Source organism: Parageobacillus thermoglucosidasius, from assembly GCF_001295365.1.
Taxonomy (GTDB): Bacteria; Bacillota; Bacilli; order Bacillales; family Anoxybacillaceae; genus Parageobacillus; species Parageobacillus thermoglucosidasius.
Genome location: NZ_CP012712.1, coordinates 2,314,084 through 2,333,582, shown reverse-complemented (window position 1 = coordinate 2,333,582; position 19,499 = coordinate 2,314,084). Strand labels below are relative to the sequence as shown.

General features: G+C 40.4%; 16 protein-coding genes. 1 reads left to right on the top strand and 15 read right to left on the bottom strand.

All coding sequences use genetic code 11. From position 1 onward, the window contains the following. Positions 1-24 precede the first annotated feature (24 nt). The 11 genes from AOT13_RS11475 to AOT13_RS11425 form a co-directional block, all read right to left on the bottom strand. The gene (locus tag AOT13_RS11475; RefSeq protein ID WP_042385631.1) at positions 25-1,716 is read right to left on the bottom strand and encodes a ribulokinase; all 1,692 of its coding nucleotides are present in this window, start codon (positions 1,714-1,716) and stop codon (positions 25-27) included. A gap of 14 nt (positions 1,717-1,730) precedes the next feature. Then, positions 1,731-2,417, bottom strand: coding sequence for an L-ribulose-5-phosphate 4-epimerase (gene araD / locus AOT13_RS11470; RefSeq protein WP_042385633.1), 687 nt, complete (start codon positions 2,415-2,417; stop codon positions 1,731-1,733). A 93-nt stretch (positions 2,418-2,510) separates the two neighbouring features. Next, positions 2,511-3,605, bottom strand: coding sequence for a GntR family transcriptional regulator (locus AOT13_RS11465; protein WP_042385635.1), 1,095 nt, complete (start codon positions 3,603-3,605; stop codon positions 2,511-2,513). 139 nt (positions 3,606-3,744) lie between these two features. Then, the gene (gene mmsB / locus AOT13_RS11460) at positions 3,745-4,965 is read right to left on the bottom strand and encodes a multiple monosaccharide ABC transporter permease (RefSeq protein WP_042385638.1); all 1,221 of its coding nucleotides are present in this window, start codon (positions 4,963-4,965) and stop codon (positions 3,745-3,747) included. Between the two features lies 1 nt (position 4,966). Further along, positions 4,967-6,508: a multiple monosaccharide ABC transporter ATP-binding protein gene (gene mmsA, locus AOT13_RS11455; RefSeq protein WP_042385640.1), complete on the bottom strand. Its 1,542-nt coding sequence runs from the start codon at positions 6,506-6,508 to the stop codon at positions 4,967-4,969. Between the two features lie 74 nt (positions 6,509-6,582). Beyond that, the gene (gene chvE / locus AOT13_RS11450) at positions 6,583-7,659 is read right to left on the bottom strand and encodes a multiple monosaccharide ABC transporter substrate-binding protein (protein WP_042385642.1); all 1,077 of its coding nucleotides are present in this window, start codon (positions 7,657-7,659) and stop codon (positions 6,583-6,585) included. A 198-nt stretch (positions 7,660-7,857) separates the two neighbouring features. Then, positions 7,858-9,087, bottom strand: coding sequence for a response regulator transcription factor (locus AOT13_RS11445; RefSeq protein WP_042385644.1), 1,230 nt, complete (start codon positions 9,085-9,087; stop codon positions 7,858-7,860). A gap of 13 nt (positions 9,088-9,100) precedes the next feature. Next, on the bottom strand, positions 9,101-10,873 hold the full coding sequence (locus AOT13_RS11440; protein WP_042385655.1) for a cache domain-containing sensor histidine kinase: 1,773 nt from the start codon (positions 10,871-10,873) through the stop codon (positions 9,101-9,103). 62 nt (positions 10,874-10,935) lie between these two features. After that, a complete protein-coding gene (locus AOT13_RS11435) occupies positions 10,936-11,937 on the bottom strand; it encodes a substrate-binding domain-containing protein (RefSeq protein ID WP_042385646.1) in 1,002 nt (333 codons plus the stop codon). A gap of 534 nt (positions 11,938-12,471) precedes the next feature. Beyond that, complete coding sequence (locus AOT13_RS11430; protein ID WP_052518201.1) at positions 12,472-12,663, bottom strand: substrate-binding domain-containing protein; 192 nt, start codon at positions 12,661-12,663, stop codon at positions 12,472-12,474. A 285-nt stretch (positions 12,664-12,948) separates the two neighbouring features. Further along, entirely contained in the window at positions 12,949-13,980 is a 1,032-nt protein-coding gene (locus AOT13_RS11425) for a nitronate monooxygenase (RefSeq protein ID WP_042385648.1), read from the bottom strand. A 396-nt stretch (positions 13,981-14,376) separates the two neighbouring features. Here AOT13_RS11425 and AOT13_RS11415 point away from each other — a divergent pair, with 396 nt between their 5' ends. Next, on the top strand, positions 14,377-14,940 hold the full coding sequence (locus AOT13_RS11415) for a Uma2 family endonuclease (RefSeq protein WP_013877048.1): 564 nt from the start codon (positions 14,377-14,379) through the stop codon (positions 14,938-14,940). A gap of 86 nt (positions 14,941-15,026) precedes the next feature. Here the strand turns inward: AOT13_RS11415 and pcp are convergent, their stop codons facing one another. From pcp to AOT13_RS11395, 4 genes are all read right to left on the bottom strand, one after another. Continuing rightward, entirely contained in the window at positions 15,027-15,629 is a 603-nt protein-coding gene (gene pcp, locus AOT13_RS11410; protein WP_013877049.1) for a pyroglutamyl-peptidase I, read from the bottom strand. A 21-nt stretch (positions 15,630-15,650) separates the two neighbouring features. Then, entirely contained in the window at positions 15,651-16,034 is a 384-nt protein-coding gene (locus AOT13_RS11405) for a DUF3899 domain-containing protein (protein WP_003250968.1), read from the bottom strand. A gap of 152 nt (positions 16,035-16,186) precedes the next feature. Then, positions 16,187-17,737, bottom strand: a complete 1,551-nt coding sequence (locus AOT13_RS11400; RefSeq protein WP_013399800.1) for an IS1182 family transposase — start codon at positions 17,735-17,737, stop codon at positions 16,187-16,189. 141 nt (positions 17,738-17,878) lie between these two features. Beyond that, positions 17,879-19,498: a peptide ABC transporter substrate-binding protein gene (locus AOT13_RS11395; RefSeq protein ID WP_013877050.1), complete on the bottom strand. Its 1,620-nt coding sequence runs from the start codon at positions 19,496-19,498 to the stop codon at positions 17,879-17,881. Position 19,499: the final 1 nt, after the last annotated feature.

Below are 19,499 nucleotides of genomic sequence, written 5' to 3'. Positions count from 1 at the left end.
ATGGTTCCTCCTCATCATTCACAATTAATAGACGTTTAATGATTCTTTCGATTTGGTATTCTCTTTAATCCATTTGAGTCGCTTCATAACATCATTTTCTCCACGCCCAAAATAATCATGTAATTTTGTGTATTCTTGATATAATTGTTCATAAATCTTCACGTTTTCTGGTATCGGCTTAAATGTTTCTTCACGGACTTTCCCCATTTTTTTTGCGGCTTCCACAATCGATTCATATCCTCCACTCTCTTTTCCAGCTGCCACAGCGGCGAACATCGCTGCACCAACTGCAGGAGTTTGCTTGGAAGCTGCTACTTTAATTTCACGATTCGTCACATCTGCATAAATTTGCATCAATAATTTATTTTTTTGTGGAAGTCCACCACAAGCATATAACTCCTTAACTTTGACACCGTTTTCAACAAAAGCATCAATAATTTTCCGAGTTCCAAATGCAGTAGCTTCGAGTAATGCTCGGTAAATTTCCTCTGGTTTCGTTAGTAACGTGTACCCAATGATTAATCCTGTTAAATCTGTATCAACTAACACTGAACGGTTGCCGTTCCACCAATCCAGTGCAAGCAATCCTGTTTCTCCTGGTTTATACACAGCAGCTCTTTTTTCCAACCATTGATGAACGCTTACTCCTTCTTTCTCAGCTGCTTCTTTCACGTAGGCCGGAACTCCATGTTCAACATACCACGCAAAAATATCACCAACAGCTGATTGACCTGCTTCATACCCAAAATATCCTGGAATAATCCCGTCTTCTACGACACCACACATTCCCTCTACATACTTTTCTTCTGTTCCTAACAGCATGTGGCAAATCGATGTTCCCATTGCCATCACTAATTTTCCTGGCTCTACTACTCCTACTCCAGGCACGGCCGCATGCGCATCTACATTTCCTACAGCGACAGCTGTTCCAGGCAGTAGCCCCATCATCGCTGCCATTTCTTCCGTAAGTACGCCTGCTTTGGTACCAAGAGGCACAATGTCACCGCGCAATTTTGTTTCTGTTAAATTTTCCAAACGGGGATCTAATGCCCGGAAGAACTCTTTGCTTGGATAGCCTTCTTGCTTATGCCAAATCGACTTATAGCCAGCAGTACAACTGTTGCGAACAATATTACCCGTCATTTTAAAGACGACCCAATCAGTAGCCTCAAGGAAAAGATCTGTTTTCTCATAAATCTCCGGCGCCTCATTTAAAATTTGCCAAATTTTCGCAATCATCCATTCAGACGAAATTTTGCCGCCATATCGTGGCAAAAACGCTTCGCCTCTTTTTGCGGCGATTTCATTAATTAAATTCGCCTCATCTTGTGCTGCATGATGTTTCCATAACTTCACCCAGCTGTGTGGATGATTTTTCAAATCTTCTCGAAAACAAAGAGGTTCACCCGAAGCATCGACCGGAAGCATTGTACAAGCAGTGAAATCAATCCCAATTCCAATTAGATCAGCAGGATTAACTCCCGATTTTTTCAATACAGATGGAACTGCAGTTGCTAGCACTTCGATATAATCACCCGGATGCTGCAATGCCCAATCCGGATCCAATTTTACATTGGATTCCGGAAGCACTTCATCAATGACTCCGTGGGGATATGGAGTGATATGATCAGCGATTTCGTTTCCTTCCAAATCTACAAGTACGGCACGACCGGATTCCGTTCCATAGTCGATTCCAATCACATATTTCTTCGTCATGTTTGTTCCCCCTCTCATTGTCCATAATAGGCATTAGCACCATGTTTTCTAAAATAATGGCGGTCCAGTAATGACTGGTCAATAGGTTCGACCGAAGGATTAAGATAATAGGTTCTTGCCGCTAACTTTGCCACTTCTTCTAAAACAACCGCATTGTGAACAGCGTCATACGGATTTTTCCCCCAAGCAAATGGACCGTGACCGTAAACCAATACTCCTGGCTTTTGCATAGGGTCTAGAAGACGGAAAGTTTCGACGATCACTTTTCCCGTCTCCTCTTCATAAGCTCCTTGAATTTCTGCATCCGTCATCTTGCGGGTACACGGAATTTCCCCATAAAAGTAATCGGCATGAGTCGTCCCTAATGCAGGTATTCCTTTTCCTGCCTGTGCCCAAACCGTTGCCCACGGTGAATGTGTGTGTACAACTCCTCCAATCTGTGGAAACTCCTTATACAATAATAAGTGTGTCGGAGTATCTGAAGATGGTTTTAGATACCCTTCCACCACATTCCCTTCCAAATCAACCACAACCATATCGTCTCTTGTCAACTTGCCATATTCTACCCCGCTAGGTTTTATAACAACAAGACCTTTTTCCCGATCGATACCACTGACGTTTCCCCATGTAAATGTTACTAATCGGTATTTGGGGAGCTGTAAGTTGGCTTCCAGAACAACTTGTTTTAATTCTTCAAGCATCTCCTCCACTCCCTATAAAAAAGATTCCCTCACCTCCATTATAATTTTGTACGTACAATTTTTCTATAACTTTTTTATTATTTGAACATTTTTTTATATTTTTTTTGTCGACTCTCGGACAATTAGTTCAGGTTGATAAATAATATCATTGATGTTCTTCTCGTTTTGCTTTTCAATCATCTGGATTAGCATTTCCGCTGCTTGGATCCCCATTTCCACTTTTGGATGGCGAATGGTCGTTAATTTTACTTCTGTCGCCGTAGCAAATGTAGAATCGTCAAATCCCACCACAGAAATATCATCCGGAACGGTTAATCCTTGTTGTCTAATCACATCGAGTAATTTAATCGCTAATTCGTCGTTATAACAAACAAATGCTGTCGGTCTTTCTCCTTCCGGTTGTTGTAAAAAGACGCGCGCTATCTCTAATGGTTTTGACTCCTTTTCTTCTGTTGTATAAGAAACAAGATGATTTGTTGCAAGCGATACACCATGTTCCTGATGAGCACGGATAAACCCTTTTAATCGGTTGACTCCCTGTAAATCGTCCGTTTTAAAAAATCCCGCAATCCGGTGATGGCCTAAACGAATTAAGTGATCGGTAAGTAAGAATCCGCCGCCTTCGTCATCCATTTTGATGCACGGACAACTCATTTCTAAGTATCGTTCATTAATCATAACATAAGGGATATGGAGATTATTTAACGCTAAATAATACTCCAAGTTAGGATTCCCTTGCGCGCTTTTTGTCGGCTCAATAATCAAGCCGCTTAACGGTTGATGAATCATCGCTTCTAAATGTGCACGCTCCCTTTCCTTGTTATTATCCGTGCTAGCTAATAATAGACGGTATCCCTTTTCACGAAGCGTTTCTTCCGCTCCGCGAACAATGTGCGGGAAAATATAATCAGAAATATACGTCGTTAGTATCCCTACTGTTTTGATATTGACTTTATCGCTTTGTTTCGGTCTAGAAACAAACGTACCGCTGCCTTGAATTTTATACAGCCATCCTTCTTTCTCCAACTCACCTAACGCCTGTCGAACCGTATGACGACTTAGTTGAAATTGACTCGCGATTTCGTGCTCTGTCGGTATTTTTTCATCTGGATGCAATTTTCCAGAAAGAATCCAAGATAAAATTTCCTGTTTTAACTGCAGATATTTCGGGATTGCTTTCTCTTTCATAGTTCACCTCAAGTTAAAAATAATATATTAAAGTAAATTTATTATAACAATTTTTATTTGTACGTATATATTATATTTATCGCAAAAAGAGGACCAAGACAATGTTGATCTTGGTCCTTTCATTACGATCTTCCGAAGGCTAAGCAGCTTTGTTTTTATTATAAATGTCAAATGCTACTGCAGCTAATAATACTAATCCTTTAATCGCTTGCTGCCAATCAATTCCCAGACCAAGCAAGGACATCCCATTGTTTATTACCCCCATTACAAGCCCGCCGATAATCGCTCCACTAATTGTGCCAACACCACCGTAGGCAGACGCCCCACCGATAAAGCAAGCTGCAATCGCATCAAGTTCAAACAAATTCCCTGCCTTCGGTGTCGCTGCATTTAAGCGAGCCGCGAAAATCAAACCAGACAATGCCGCCAACACTCCCATATTGACAAACACCCAAAATGTCACACGTTTGGTTTTAATTCCAGATAATTGCGCCGCTTTTTCATTTCCGCCAATTGCATAAATATGTCGTCCTATTACGGTTTTATTGGAAACGAATGAGTATGCGATAATGAGCGTAGCTAAAATAATCAAGATCGTTGGAATCCCCTCGTATGTGGCAAGAACATAAGAAAACACCATAATGACCGCCACAATCGCTATTAATTTTGCTCCAAAAACAGCGGCAGGACTAACAGCAAATCCGTATTTTTTCTGATTGTTTCTTTTTCTAATTTCAGACCCTATAAATAGTATGGACGCAATCAAACCGATGACAAGAGTGAAAATATGGAGATTTTGTCCATGGAACAAGTCAGGAAGAAAACCAGAACTAATATTTTGAAATGATTTCGGGAAAGGCGCAATCGATTGACCTTCTAAAATGATCATCGTCAATCCTCTAAATAACAACATTCCCGCTAGCGTAACAATAAAGGCTGGAATTTTTACATAAGCGACCCAAAACCCTTGCCATGCCCCAATCAAAGCCCCAAGCAGCAAGGAAATCAGAACTGTTACAAACATTGGAACATGATGTTGAACCATTAAAATTCCCGCAAGCGCTCCGACAAATGCGGCAACTGATCCTACCGATAAATCAATATGTCCGGTAATAATGACTAACATCATGCCTATTGCTAATACTAAGATATAACTATTTTGTAAGATTAAGTTCGTGATGTTTAACGGTCTTAACAAAATCCCTTCAGTTAAAACTTGGAATAATAGGATAATCAATACTAGTGCAATCACCATACCATAACTTCTCATGTTATTTTTCATCATTTGTTTCAAGAGCTGTACTTTGCTTTCGTTTGCTGTTGAACGATGTGGAACTGCCTTCTGTGCCGGTGTTTGCATATTACACTACCCTCCTAACGGTCGTTTTTGTCATTAATTTCATCAGCTTTTCTTGAGTTGCTTCATCTCTATTTACTTCACCTGTGATTCTGCCTTCACTCATGACATAAATCCGATCACACATGCCGAGAATTTCTGGCAATTCGGACGAAATCATTAAAATGGCCTTTCCTTCTTCTGCTAGTTGATGAATAATGGTATAAATCTCATACTTCGCCCCAACGTCGATGCCCCGGGTCGGTTCATCCAGAATGAGAATATCAGGCTCGGCGAAAATCCATTTGCTTAACACTACTTTTTGTTGGTTTCCCCCGCTTAATTTTTCAATTTTTTGGAAGACACTTGGAGTTTTAATTTTCAATTGGTCACGGAATCGTTCCGCTTCTACGATTTCTTTATTTTCATCAACAACCAATTTCTTCGCGATTTTACCTAATCGAGATAGTGTGATATTTTTCCGAATGTCTTCCATTAAGATAAGACCGTTTCCTTTGCGGTCTTCTGAAACATAGGCAATCCCGTTGGCGATTGCTTTGCTGACGTCGCTAACATCAATTTCCGAGCCGTTTTTAAACACTTTTCCACTAATTTTTTTGCCGTACGACTTTCCAAAAATACTCATCGCCAGCTCGGTTCTTCCAGCGCCCATCAATCCAGCAATTCCAACAATTTCCCCCTTGCGAATATAAATAGATACATTGTCAATGACTTTTCGTTCTGAGTGAAGAGGATGATAAACGTTCCAGTCTTTTACTTCAAAGATAACGTCACCAATTTTTGGGTTTCGCACCGGATACCGGTTCGTTAAATCACGGCCAACCATGCCCCGAATAATGCGGTCTTCTGTCACATTGTCCTTTTTCATATCCAATGTTTCGATCGTCTTCCCATCCCGTAAGATCGTAATCGAGTCGGCTACTTTCGAAATTTCATTTAACTTATGAGAGATGATAATAGCAGACATTCCTTGCTTTTTGAATTCTAATAACAAATTTAATAAATTTTCACTATCATCCTCATTTAAAGCCGCTGTCGGTTCGTCTAAAATTAATAATTTTACTTGTTTAGATAACGCTTTGGCGATTTCGACCAATTGCTGCTTACCGACTCCAAGATTCCCCACTAATGTGTGCGGAGACTCATCTAATCCTACTTTTTGTAGCAATTCTTTCGTTTTGACAATTGTTTCATTCCAATTAATAATTCCATTTTTCGCTCTCTCATTTCCCAAAAATATGTTTTCGGCTATCGACAAATAAGGAATCAATGCTAACTCTTGATGAATGATAACTATTCCTAGTTCTTCGCTCTGTTTGATATCTTTAAACTTACATACTTCTCCCTTGAATAAAATCTCCCCGCTATACGTACCATAAGGATAGACACCGCTCAATACTTTCATTAATGTGGACTTTCCTGCGCCATTTTCCCCGCAAAGTGCGTGAATTTCCCCTTCCCTTACCTTTAAATTCACATTGTCAAGCGCTTTCACACCTGGGAATTCTTTGGTAATTCCCCTCATTTCTAGGATGAATTCAGACATGCTCCTTCACACCTCCCATAGTGAGGAATAGATATAGTGATAGTATTAGAAGCTATCACTATATCCAGTCACCTTTATTTAGAAAGATCTTCTTTTTTATAATAGCCGCTATCGATAAGCACTTTTTCATAATTGGAAGCATCCACTGAAACCGGTTCCAATAGATACGATGGAACGACTTTCTCACCGTTGTTATATGTTTTTGTATCGTTCACTTCCGGTTTTTTTCCTTTGAGAACCGCATCGGCCATTTCCACTGCTTTCTTCGCCAATAGTCTTGTATCCTTAAATACCGTTTGTGTTTGTTCTCCAGCGATAATCGATTTTACGGAAGCTAGCTCCGCATCTTGACCGGTAATGACAGGCATCGGTTTGCTAGGAGTTCCGTATCCTACCCCTTTAAGAGAAGAGATTATCCCGATACTAATTCCATCATACGGAGACAAAACGGCATCTACTCGCGCGTTCGTATAATGAGCGCTTAACAAGTTGTCCATTCTCGCTTGGGCAGTAGCACCATCCCAGCGTAGCGTAGCCACTTGGTCAAACTTCGTTTGTCCACTTCGCACCACTAACTTTCCAGAATCAATGTAAGGTTTTAGTACAGACATCGCTCCGTCAAAGAAGAAATACGCGTTGTTATCATCAGGAGATCCAGCAAACAACTCAATATTAAATGGTCCTTTTCCTTCTTTAAGACCAAGTTTTTCTTCGATGTATTTTCCTTGCAACACACCTACTTTAAAATTATCGAAAGTAGCATAATAGTCTACATACTTACTATTTTTAATCAAGCGGTCGTAGGAAATGACTTTAATTCCCTGTTTATGTGCTTTTTCTAATACATCTGTTAATGCTTCTCCGTCAATCGGTGCAATAACTAACACGTTCACCCCTTTAGTAATCATGTTTTCAATTTGAGATACTTGGTTTTCTACCACATCTTCGGCATATTGCAAATCGGTTTTATAACCGAGTTTCTTAAACTCTTTTACCATGCTTTTCCCATCTCGAATCCATCGTTCCGATGATTTAGTCGGCATCGATATTCCGACAAATCCGGCATCTCCACCATTTGTTCCTATGCCACTACATGCTGATAAGGTAAATACAAATGTCAATAACACCAGTACGGATAAAAATCTTTTCATACTTTTCTTAATCCCCCTTGATTAAATTTGTACGTATATTTTTTATTGCTATTTTCACTATAGCATCAAAAAAATTCGTAGTCTTTTTAATATATTAACTATTTTTATAAAAAATTAACTTTATTAAAGCGTTTTCATTTCCATAAATTAATAACTATCCCATTATTTAGATGATAGATCTGTCACAAAATGTATCGTTTATAAATGATGTTTTCGCATACTATCCGGCAATGATGCTCCTTTGCGGTATTGATTAGGTGAAACTCCTACCGCTTTTTTAAAAGCCGTACTAAAATAATGTTGTGTATCGTAACCTACCCGTTCAGATATTTCATGAATAGAAAGATCGGTAGAAATCAATAGCTCGATCGCTTTTTTTATGCGTGTTTTGGTTAATAAGCTAACAAACGAGGTGCCTAATTCTTGTTTGATGATGCGGCTCAAGTAAACTGGGGAAACATTTAAATACTGGGCAACAGACTCCAATGTCAAATCGGGATCAGAAAAATGTTCTTGTATATACTGTTTGGCCCGGCGCACGATAGGAGAAATATGTGATTCATTATAAATCCTTGTTTTACATTGCTCATAGGCATCAGCTACTTGTAAAAGTCTTCCCTTCACTGTCTCTGTATATATATTTATTTTCATGTTCAAATATTTTTTTACAGATTCTTCTAATTGATTCCACATCTCTTCGGTAACATGGCCCCAGATACATAAGACAATTAATCCAAATGGATCCCTGAATACTACTTTTTCATAAACCTCCAATAATTCCGAAATGATATTTTCGATAGCAAATAAAAACAGCTGTTTATCTCTTTCATTCATAACAGGTTGGTTCGCGAAAAATTCTGACCAATACACGATCGCTACCTGATTAGGACAAGAGGACGGAAGTTGCAACAATGGTAATTGCTTCATGACTTCCGTCTCGGTCATCTCTCCGCCAACCCATGCCAAACAAAATTGTTGCCGAAGAAGAGGAAGGTTTTTCTGAATTTGGTTCGATAGTAATTCTACATACCCTTTTTGTTCCCTTTCCCGTTCTAATTCTTTCTTCACTTTGCTTATTACCTCATGTAATTGTTTTGGATTGGCTGGTTTTAAAATATAGTCATCAACCTGCAGGCGCAGCGCCTCTTGAGCGTAGGCAAACTCATCATATCCTGTAATGACAATCATTCTACAGTCGGGAAGCTTTTGCCGTATATGTTTCATCAATGTAATTCCATCCATAATGGGCATGTTTAAATCGACTAATAACATATCAATGTTGTGTTTTAGTGAAAGTTCCAACGCCTCTTCTCCGTCCTCTGCCTCCGCCACCACTTCCATCTGAAACTCGTCCCAGTTTACCACTTCTCTTATCCCCTCACGAATAATCTCCTCATCATCAGCAATAAGCACTTTCCACTTTTTCACATTTACTCCCCTCCTAGGTAATATGTCTAATCATTGGATGCACAATCGTGACTGTCGTGCCTCGTCCTTCTTCACTGTCAATCCATAACCCATAGGAGTTGCCAAATGTTAATTGCAGCCGTGCTTGCACGTTGACCATTCCATACCCTTTGATGTTTTTCATTTTCTTTTCGGTATCTCCTAACGTAAAATCAATCGATAAACTTTCTCTCAAAGAAGCCAGCTTTTCCAGCGACATTCCTACTCCGTCATCCTTTACGCGAATAAGAAGGCGTCCTTCCTGCTCTTCAGCCTGTATCCAAATATGCCCAGGCCCTCTCCGTTGTTTAATGCCGTGATAAATCGCATTTTCGACAATCGGTTGTAATACCAATTTCAACACAAATAATTTTTGTAATTCTGGAGCAATATCGAACGTATAATGTAATTTATCTTTATACCTTGTTTTTTGAATACTCAAGTAACTCCGAACATGTTCAATTTCTTCCGCAAAGGAGATGATATCCTTCCCCTTGCTTAACCCAATACGGAATAGTTTAGACAAGGCTTCTACTACTTCGGCTATATCTTCCGCTCCTTTTTTCCTTGCCATCCACTGAATCGTATCTAACGTATTATAAAGAAAATGTGGTTTAATATGCGCTTGTAAACTGCGCAATTCCGCTTCCCATCGTTGTCGTTCCTGCCATTCCGCAAGGGAAATAAAACGTTGAATTTGGTCAAGCATATGGTTAAAATTCCTACCTAACACCCCAATCTCATCCGCTCGATCATCATGATAACGACTAGATAAATCTCCTGCTTCTACCTTTTTCATAAAAACTATTAACCGGCTGATTGGTCTTGACATGGAATACGCCAAATAATAGGACGCTCCTATACCGATTAAACATACAAAAAAGACAAAGCTTGTCACATAAAAACGAATCTCTTTTATTTCTAAAGCAGATTCTTGATTGGAAAACACCCCGATGGTGGTCCAGTTAGTAAAAGGAGAGCGCTGATAAATAAATTGAAGGTATTGTCCATGGACTTTTTTCGAAAATGCTCCAAAATCTCCACGAAACCATTGCCGTGGAATTTCTTTTATGAACGGTTTCGCTGGAATATAAATATTTTCACCGCGATGATCAATAACCATCAAATACCCCCACTTTCCTAAACGAACATTTTTCGTCGCCTCGGCAATCACCCTCAGTTTTAAATCAATTAACACCACCCCCTCCACCTCTTGTGTGCTCGGATTTAAAATAGCACGCACGACAGAAACCACTTCCTTGTTCGTATAGTTGGCATGTGTGATAACATTCCGATTCATTGGGTGCCCAATAATTTTAAAAATCCCTTTATTTTTTACCGCTTCTTGGTACCATGTTTCTTCTGTAAGCGGTTTAGGCGAACGGGCATACATTTCATTACTAATGTATTCACCGTTCCGGTTCACAATAAGAATCCCTGCCACTTCTGGATATAATGTGGTAAGCCCTTGCAAAAACTGACGAATAGAATAATCGTCGTTCATTCCTTGCATCCCCTCCCGTTCGGTTAGGAATCTTTTTACATCGGGATTAAACGCGACTAAATACGTAATATTTTGCATATTACTGACATAAAACTCTAATGTCTTGTTTACTTGATTAATCAGCTGAGAAGTATTTTCGTTAATTTGCCGCTCCATAATACGGTCAACGGCCCAGCCGATCAAACTGCCTAATCCAATCGAAGGTAAAATAGTAATGACTAATAAAAGAGAAATGAGCTTATAACGAATCGGTAAATTGTCCATCCGTAAATAATTGGTTCTTCGTTTCAATGGTCATCACTCATTTCTTCATAGATATACTTTGTTTACTTCGCATAAAAATCTTCTACATTTTCTTTCGTCACTACAGTAATTCCGGTATCCACGTATGGAGGTAGCAAAGGATAACCTGATTGCAGGGAAGGCGTTAAGTGATGGTGAAGATGAAACAGAAATTGTAGTGACCAGTAGCCCATATTCCAAGTTCCTTGCGCTAAAGTAGCAGATATAATTCCTTGTTTCACCATATCTAACGTTCGTTTATCGGTATCAAAGCTTATGATTTTTACTTTTTTATTTTTTAATGATAATATCGCCTCGCCGATACCGACCCCTCCATTCGCTTCTGTTGCAAATATTCCTTCCACATCCGGATACTCGTTAAGTATTTCTAATGCTGCCTCTTTGGAAACGAGAGAGTCTCCATTCCCATCTTTTACTGCTACCACTTCCATTTGCGGATATTCTTGGTGAATAGTCTCTAAAAACCCTTTCGTTCGTTCTTGATGATTGAGTTGATGGGGTAATGTAATGACTGCTACTTTTCCTCTTTTTCCTAATAGTTCAGCCATTTTATGAGCAGCCGTTACTCCTGCCTTATAATTATTCGTTCCCAAAAAAGAGAACGCCTTACTGCCAGAAGCATTAGAGTCAAACAATATAACAGGGATTCCTTTATCTACCGCTTTGTTAATCGTTTCCGTCAACGCAGTAGGATTGATTGCCGAAATCGCAATACCCGCTGGTTTTTTTGCAATCACTTGCTCCAACACAGTCACTTGCTCATTTACATCGTATTGCGTAGCTCCGCGATATTCTACAGAAACATTTAATGCCTGTGCCGCGTCTTCGAATCCTTTTAGACAACGTTTCCAATAATCCATCCCCGATTGGAAAGTCACCATCACATATTTTTCATCTACTTTACCTTGAAGCGCTTTCTCTTGTTGGTAAAAAGAACGAAAGCGGGAAATTTCCAGATGGTAATGATATACGTAAAGAATAAATGCACTAATTAGAACGACATAAATAAATACTAATTTTTTCATTTGGATCCCCCTTTTTTTCACACGTAATAAAGTTAGGAAAACATGATCCAATAAATCATTTCCATACTGTTCTGGAATATGGCTAACATTTATTTGTATGTATAAATATCCTGATTTATAGTACTGATCCATTATTAATTGTATTTAGTTTCTTTGCAATCTTTTTTATTTGTTCGTATGAATTTATTGTATTATCAATGTATCATGTTCGAATAGGAGGTTCAAACGTCGAAATAAGGATTATATCTTTTCTCCAGAAAATTTCTTTTATCACTCTTGTTATGTTCAAAAAAATTAGCCGTAAACGTTTGTCTACGGCTAACCTTAATTACAAACTTTTATGATTCGGGAATCCAAGCGTATCCCAATCGTTACTTTTCCATCGTTTTTAACAGTCGTGTCGCTTCCGCTTACCACCCTAGAGCAAGATAAAGTTTTTTCATAAAAATGTGGTGAAGATACAGATTCCCTCACAATTAGTTGGCATCTAAGTTGTATTCATTTCTATCGTTTCCGATTCTCCACTCAGTAGTCTCAATATTTTTCCATCGATTTGGCACCCATTTTTCTTAAGGGAAGATCTATTGTTGTTAACTTTGGCGTATCATATAGACGATACTCTCTATTGTCAAAACCAATCACCGATAAATCTTGAGACACTTGGATACTAAGCTCTCTGCAAGCCTCAAGAACCCCACCTGCCATCAAATCATTCATTGCTAACATCGCCGCCGGAGGCTCCTTTTGCAGTTAATAAATCTTTTGCCATCTTATAACCGCTTTCATAACTCCAATCCCCTGTTTTTACATACGCCGGATTAAGTATAAGTTGATGTTTCATAAGCGCTTGATGGTACCCATTAATGGAGGTGACTATGTGTCATCCTCTCTTTTCTTAATTAAAATAAGTTTTAAAAATGTATTTAGGCAAGTCCTACCTACGCATTATGAATGCTAGGCTAGAACGATAAATAAAAGATCTGTTACTCCATAATTCAATCATTTCCCCATTCATTGAACCATCTCTCTCCATTCCTCCATCAGCAACCGTACAATCTCTCCAGCCGGCATGTCTTTCGCCAAGCGATATCCTTGACCGGCCCATAAAGACATCACCTGCGGATCGTTTGCCTGAGCAGCCGCTTTGCGAAGCTGCTTTGTCATATGGTGGATGTGCGGATATGCCGCAGGAGCCAGCTTATCATATTCAATGAGGAAGCGGTTTACCAATCCGCGGGCAAAGCGTCCTGTAAAGGAGCGGGTGACAGCGGTAGATTGAAAATTCGGATCGACTAATGCGTTTTTATGAAGCGGATTGGCCCCGCTTTCCGGGCAGCGCAAGAACGCCGTACCTAATTGGGCAGCGCACGCCCCCGCTGCAAGCACCGCGGCGATATCGCTCCCGCTCATAATTCCTCCGGCGGCAATCAACGGAATATCGACCGCTTCGCGAATTTGCTGCAATAAAACAAGCAAGCTGGCGTTTTCATGGGAAGCGGCGTTATTGCGGAATGACGCTCGATGCCCTCCCGCCTCCGCCCCTTGCACACATAATGCGTTCGCCCCTGCCTGTTTGGCGATCAACGCTTCTTCTGTTGATGTCACAGTCACGATAACAAATGAACCGTTGTCTTTTAATTTTGCGATAATATCAGGCGAAGGACAACCAAACGTAAAGCTTACTACTGGAACTTTTTCTTCAACCAAAACAGCGAGCTTTGCTTCCCAATCATCATCATCCCATTTCGCCTCCCCAAGCTGCACACCGAATCGTTCCGCTTCTTTCTCCAACACTTGCCGATAACGAAGCAGCGCGTTCTCGTCTACGTCTTCTTCGCTTGGGACAAAAACGTTAACGCCAAACGGCTTATCGGTCAGCTCCCGAACTGCGACAATTTCTTCGCGCATTTCTTCCGCTTTTTTATAACCGCCTGCCAAAAAACCAAGCCCTCCTGCATTCGATACCGCCGCAGCCAACGCTGGAGTGGAAACACCTCCAGCCATCGGCGCTTGAATAATTGGAACAGAAATGGTATTGAGCACTTTCCTCACCTTTCTCCATAAAGTTATTCATATAAAATCTTCCAAAAATGCACGCAAAATTCCTGCAAAAAAATAATTAAACTTCGTTAGTTCCAAGACAATAAACCAAGTCCTAAATTCCCAAGCTTATGTTCCCGGAAAATAAAACCTTGTGCCGTTTCTTTTTCCATCCTCCCTAGCTTCATCGATTCAGTTCCGGAAGCTATATAAAAAAAGCGGCAATTTTCCAGTGATCCATGCTTAATAGACTTCATCCGTTTCCACACCATGTATGCTGATAAATTGTTTTTGCGGCCATATTTTTGAAAAATCAGTGCCAGTTCCAAAAACATAAGGAAAACGAACAATCGTCGTTTATAATATAAACAAGAAACGAAAAAGAGGGAGGATGTTGTTGTGGACTTACCGAAAAAAAATTTTATCTCTCTCGAAGAATTTTACAAAATGAGAGAAAATACAGAAAGGACATTAGAATATATTGACGGCATTGTCTTTATGTCGCCATCTCCTTCTACGAGACATCAACGAGTTTCCGGAAGGCTTCACGCCAAATTATTCAATTTTTTAGAAGGAAAAGATTGCGAAGTGTTCCACGCACCTTTTGACATCGAACTAAGAAACGACAAAATGGAAGGAACGAAAATAGTGGTTCCCGATTTATCGGTAATATGCGATAAAAACGGATTGCTGGAAAATAAATTTGTCGGAGTGCCAACACTCATTGTCGAAATATTAAGCCCTTCTAATCAATCGCACGATCTCGTTTTTAAACTGAACTTATATATGCAATATGGCGTAAATGAATATTGGATCGTCAATCCAATGTTAAACATCGTGCAAATTTATTCCCTAAACGATGAAGGGCAATATCAACAGCTGGACGCCCTGAAGGAAAAAGGAATCGCTCGATCTGAAGTGCTAAAGGGATTTCACATCAACTTAGAAGATCTTTTCAAATGAAAAACCGACCTTAATGTGGCCGGTTTTTCTGTACTACTTATCCACTGCATTGCTGTTTACTAAAAAAGCCTTATGTAGATGAAGAGTTAATTTAATGCTTCGATCATGCATATCACTGCTTTTTGCAGGTCTTCTTGCGACCAGCTCGGGAGAGTTGGCTTCTGAATGGCTAATTCGTGTGAAGCAGGAAGATGAACAAATCCAGCTCTTACAGGCATATTTTCGCACTGCACTTTATGCAAAACGGAATACATTACATTGTTGCATAAATAGGTCCCCGCTGTATTGGAAATTTGCGCAGGATATCCTTTCTCATTTAAGATATTGACAAAACGGCGGACCGGTAACGTCGAAAAATAAGCTGCTGGCCCCTCCTCAACAATCCGCTCGTCTTGCACCTGCACTCCCCGATTATCAGGCCCCCCGTCTTTACAATTAATGGCGATTCGTTCTGGAGTAATTTTTGTACGGCCTGCCGCAAGTCCAAGAGAAATCACTACATCTGGTTGGATCTGTTCCAAGTATTCCAAGCATTTTGCCGCGGATTCCGAAAAATCCACTGGAAGTATACGCCCATAAACTTGATACCCGCCGATGATTTTTTCGTCCAGATTTTTTACAATTTGTTCCGTTGGATTAATAGGAAATTCTAAAAATGGAACAAACCCCGTCAATAAAAGTTTTTTCATTGACTCCTGTTCCTCCCCTCTTTAAAAATTTTTTCCATAGTAGAAAAATAGATAGGTTAAAGATATCAATATAGAACCTGTGCCAATGCCTAACAGAATTTTTTTGGCATTATTGAGCATTCGGCTTCTCCGCTCTTTCCACCAAACGTCATTAGCCAGTCTTTCTTCTTCACGAAGCAGTATCTTTGGTTTAGGCACAATAAACTGGTATATTTGCTGAAATCCTTTGAAGAAAAAATGAAAAAAACCTGTTTGATAAATAAAAACACATATGCCAGCAGCCAGTATAGCAAGGCCATATAAAAAGCACTGATTAATAAAAGCAAGCGTACTGACCCCATATATCATCTTCGCCAGCAGCAAAACAACAGCAGTGCAAAACAATGTGCTAAAATACAGCAGCATATCGCTATCTCTCCTTTATGAGGTAAAAGGAGGCTGTCTCAAAAGGTCGTCTAAACCGACCTTTTGAGAGTAGCCTCTGTTTCTTTTTCTTACCATTTGGTTATTTATTCCTTTTTTGAGGCAGGAATTTCTCCTTATTTCCGAATTTTATCCTATTTTTTCCTTGTTGGGTCGGTCGTTGTGGCCCACTTTCTCAAATTGTGGGCAGCACAAACTAGACCCCACTCCAAGGTAATTTTTGGGAGGCCTCTCAATGAAAACCGATGAAATTGCTGATTATGCTTGATTTGCCCAAACACCGGCTCGTTTTCGATTTGCCGTCTTCGATATGTCGTCGCCCCTTCTTCCGTGGACAGCCGTTTCCGGATTTCTTGCCGTTGTTGTTGATTTTTCAAGGAAACGCGGATGGTTTTCGTGTCTTTGCCTTTGGCACATGCTGCTTGAAACGGGCATCCGGCACATGCTGTACAACGATACGTCCGTTTGACGATGACGTACCCGTTGTCGGTCGTTTCCTTCCGTTTATACACAAACACCAGCCGTTCCCCTTTCGCGCAAATCCACTCATCCAATTCCTCATCGTACGTCATGTTCTCGATTCGGCCGATCTCTTTCGCCCACGCTTTCGTTTGTTCCCGGTCCAATGTGTTGTACTTGATCAGCGCGACGATCTGCTTTTTCTCGCAGTACGTGTAGTTCTCCTCACTCCCATAGGCGGAATCCGCAATCGCTCGTTTAGGCATGGGACGCCCATAGGCGGCCAATTGCTCCAAATGTGGAATGAAGCATCCGGCATCCCCCGCCCGTTGATGCACGCTAAATCCAGTGATGAATTGGTTCTCTGTCCCTATCTGCACATTATATCCCGGTTTGAGCTGGCCGTTTTTCATATGGTCGTCTTTCATCCGCATAAACGTCGCATCGGGGTCCGTTTTCGAAAAACTGTTTCGTTCGCCTAACACTTTTTTGTATTCTTCATATTTTTTCTTACGGGGGAGAATGTCTTGTTCCAATTGCTGTTTTGCTTTCTTTAACGTGCGATTCTTCGGCTCTTTCTTTAGATGTTCTTCCACTTGTTCGATCACGGCTTCGATCTTTTCAGACGTGATCGGTGAAGCTTCCAGCTTTTCTTGAAAATCTCCTTCTTGTTCCGACTCTTCATCCTCTTTTACCACCTGTTCGATCGAGGCTACGATTTTCCGGAATTTCTCCTCCAACTTCTGATCGTACTTTTCCGTTGATTTGCGCCAAACGAACGTGTACTTGTTGGCGCTGGCCTCGATTTTCGTTCCATCCAGAAAGTAATCCTCTAGTTTGACCAACCCTTCTTGACGCAGAAGATCGACAATGGAGAAAAACGTTTCGTAAATGATGTCCTTCATCCGTTCCGACCGAAATCGGTTGATGGTGCGGAAATCCGGTGTTTGATGGCCGGATAGCCACATAAAATAAATGTTTTCTTTCAATTGCTTGGCGATTTGGCGAGAGGAATAGATCCGATTGGCGTAGGCATACAGGATGACTTTCAACATCATTTTCGGATGATAGGCTGGGCGGCCTCCGCCGGGATAGAGGGAAACGAGCAGAGCTGGATCCATTTTTTCCACGGCTAGATCCACGATCCGGCAAAGATGATGTTTGGGAATGAGAATTTCAAGATCCATTGGCAAAATGAGTTGATCTCGGTTATAATAAATGTACATAAGAAAACCGTCCTTTCTTGGTAGGGTTGTGGTGACTCTATTATACCAAAAAAGGAACGGTTTTCTTCTTTTTTTGCCCAAAAAAGTGCCCCAAAAGCGAACGCTATGCGAACACTTTTGGGACATCCTCCTTTTTATCAATTATTCAGCTATTTTTTTCGCCCAGCGTACATCAGGATAACGATTGACAGGATACACAATGCCTTTGAATTTCGGCGACGTTAAATAGTTTTGCGAATAGAAATAAACAGGGATAAATGGCAGATCTGTCATTAATATTTTTTCCGCTTCATGGAGAAGTTCGTAACGTTTTTTATCATCTTGCTCGACTTTCGCCTTCGCCATTAAATCATCGAATTGTTTGTTTACCCAGTTAGTGCGGTTGTTCGGGCTATCGCCTAAGTAATAGTCTAAAATAACGGTTGGATCGACAAAAATTCCTATCCAGCCCATACGTGCCATTTGGAAATTCGATTGCGCTGTTGTCTCCAAATACGTTTTCCATTCTTGGTTAGCCAGTTTAATTTTCACGCCAAGGTTTCTTTTCAGCATTTCTTGAACTGCTTCGGCAATTTTTTTATGGTTTTCGGCCGTATTATAAATTAAAGTGACTTCTGGCAGTGTGCTCCAACCTTCTTCTTTCATTCCTTCTTGCAATAATTTTTTCGCTTCTTTGACATTTTCTTCAAAGTACGCGCCGCCTGCTTCGCGGAAATCACCATCCGGAGTATCCGCCCCATATGGAACAAACGCATATGCTGGTTTTTCTCCTGATTTCGTGATGTTTTCTACAATTGCTTTACGATCGATGGCCATGGCAAACGCACGGCGAATTTTTACGTTATTGAACGGCTCTTTAGCTACGTTAAACATAAACATATAAGTTCCAAAATACGGAACGACTTTGTATTCTTTATTATTTTTTTCTTGAGCCACCGCATCTGTTGGCAATGTTGCAATTAAATCGAGCTCTCCTGTTTTGTACATTTGATAATATGTCGTCGCGTCATTGACCATCTTCCACGTTACTTTTTCCATGTTGATCGTGTCTTTGTTCCAGTAGTGCTGATTCTTTTCAATTACCACTTCGCTGTTATGTTTCCATTCAGTCAATCGGTAAGCTCCGTTGCTTACATATCCTTTTGCTTCAGCAGCCCATTTTGGATTCGATTCGACGAGCGATTTTTTCACCGGATAAAACGTCCACATTGTTAACAGCTTGTCAAAATAACTTAATGGTGCATTAAGTTCAATTTGCAGCGTTTTATCATCTAAAGCTTTAATTCCGACCTGATCGGCACTTCCTTTTCCTTTGTTATATTCTTCGGCACCTTTAATATAGTACATGTAAAATGCGAATGGGCTCCCTGTTTTCGGATCAAGCACTCGTTTCCAAGCATATTCGAAATCTTGAGCAGTCACCGGATCGCCGTCAGACCATTTTGCATCATCGCGAATCGTAAACGTATAAGTTTTTCCATCTTCAGATACTTTTACATCACTTGCAGCTCCTAATACAGGTTCCCCTTTTTGATTTTTCGTATACAGCCCTTCAAACAAGTGATCGATAACCCATCCTGATGTTGTATCTGATGCAAGGGCAGGGTCTAAACTTGGTGGCTCGCTCATCGCATTTAACGTAATTTCTTGTTTAATATTTTTGCCTGCACCATCTCCTGAAGTTCCCTTGCTTCCGCATCCAGTTAACACAGCAGAAACTAATAGTAGTAATGCGAATATACTTGCAAACGTTTTTTTCATG

Bases quoted from the DNA above. Each gene is read 5' to 3' on its own strand.
- AOT13_RS11475 (WP_042385631.1), bottom strand. From the start codon at position 1,716: ATGACGAAGAAATATGTGATTGGAATCGACTATGGAACGGAATCCGGT.
- araD (WP_042385633.1), bottom strand. From the start codon at position 2,417: ATGCTTGAAGAATTAAAACAAGTTGTTCTGGAAGCCAACTTACAGCTC.
- AOT13_RS11465 (WP_042385635.1), bottom strand. From the start codon at position 3,605: ATGAAAGAGAAAGCAATCCCGAAATATCTGCAGTTAAAACAGGAAATT.
- mmsB (WP_042385638.1), bottom strand. From the start codon at position 4,965: ATGCAAACACCGGCACAGAAGGCAGTTCCACATCGTTCAACAGCAAAC.
- mmsA (WP_042385640.1), bottom strand. From the start codon at position 6,508: ATGTCTGAATTCATCCTAGAAATGAGGGGAATTACCAAAGAATTCCCA.
- chvE (WP_042385642.1), bottom strand. From the start codon at position 7,659: ATGAAAAGATTTTTATCCGTACTGGTGTTATTGACATTTGTATTTACC.
- AOT13_RS11440 (WP_042385655.1), bottom strand. From the start codon at position 10,873: ATGGACAATTTACCGATTCGTTATAAGCTCATTTCTCTTTTATTAGTC.
- AOT13_RS11435 (WP_042385646.1), bottom strand. From the start codon at position 11,937: ATGAAAAAATTAGTATTTATTTATGTCGTTCTAATTAGTGCATTTATT.
- AOT13_RS11430 (WP_052518201.1), bottom strand. From the start codon at position 12,663: ATGTTAGCAATGAATGATTTGATGGCAGGTGGGGTTCTTGAGGCTTGC.
- pcp (WP_013877049.1), bottom strand. From the start codon at position 15,629: ATGAAAAAACTTTTATTGACGGGGTTTGTTCCATTTTTAGAATTTCCT.
- AOT13_RS11405 (WP_003250968.1), bottom strand. From the start codon at position 16,034: ATGCTGCTGTATTTTAGCACATTGTTTTGCACTGCTGTTGTTTTGCTG.
- AOT13_RS11400 (WP_013399800.1), bottom strand. From the start codon at position 17,737: ATGTACATTTATTATAACCGAGATCAACTCATTTTGCCAATGGATCTT.
- AOT13_RS11395 (WP_013877050.1), bottom strand. From the start codon at position 19,498: ATGAAAAAAACGTTTGCAAGTATATTCGCATTACTACTATTAGTTTCT.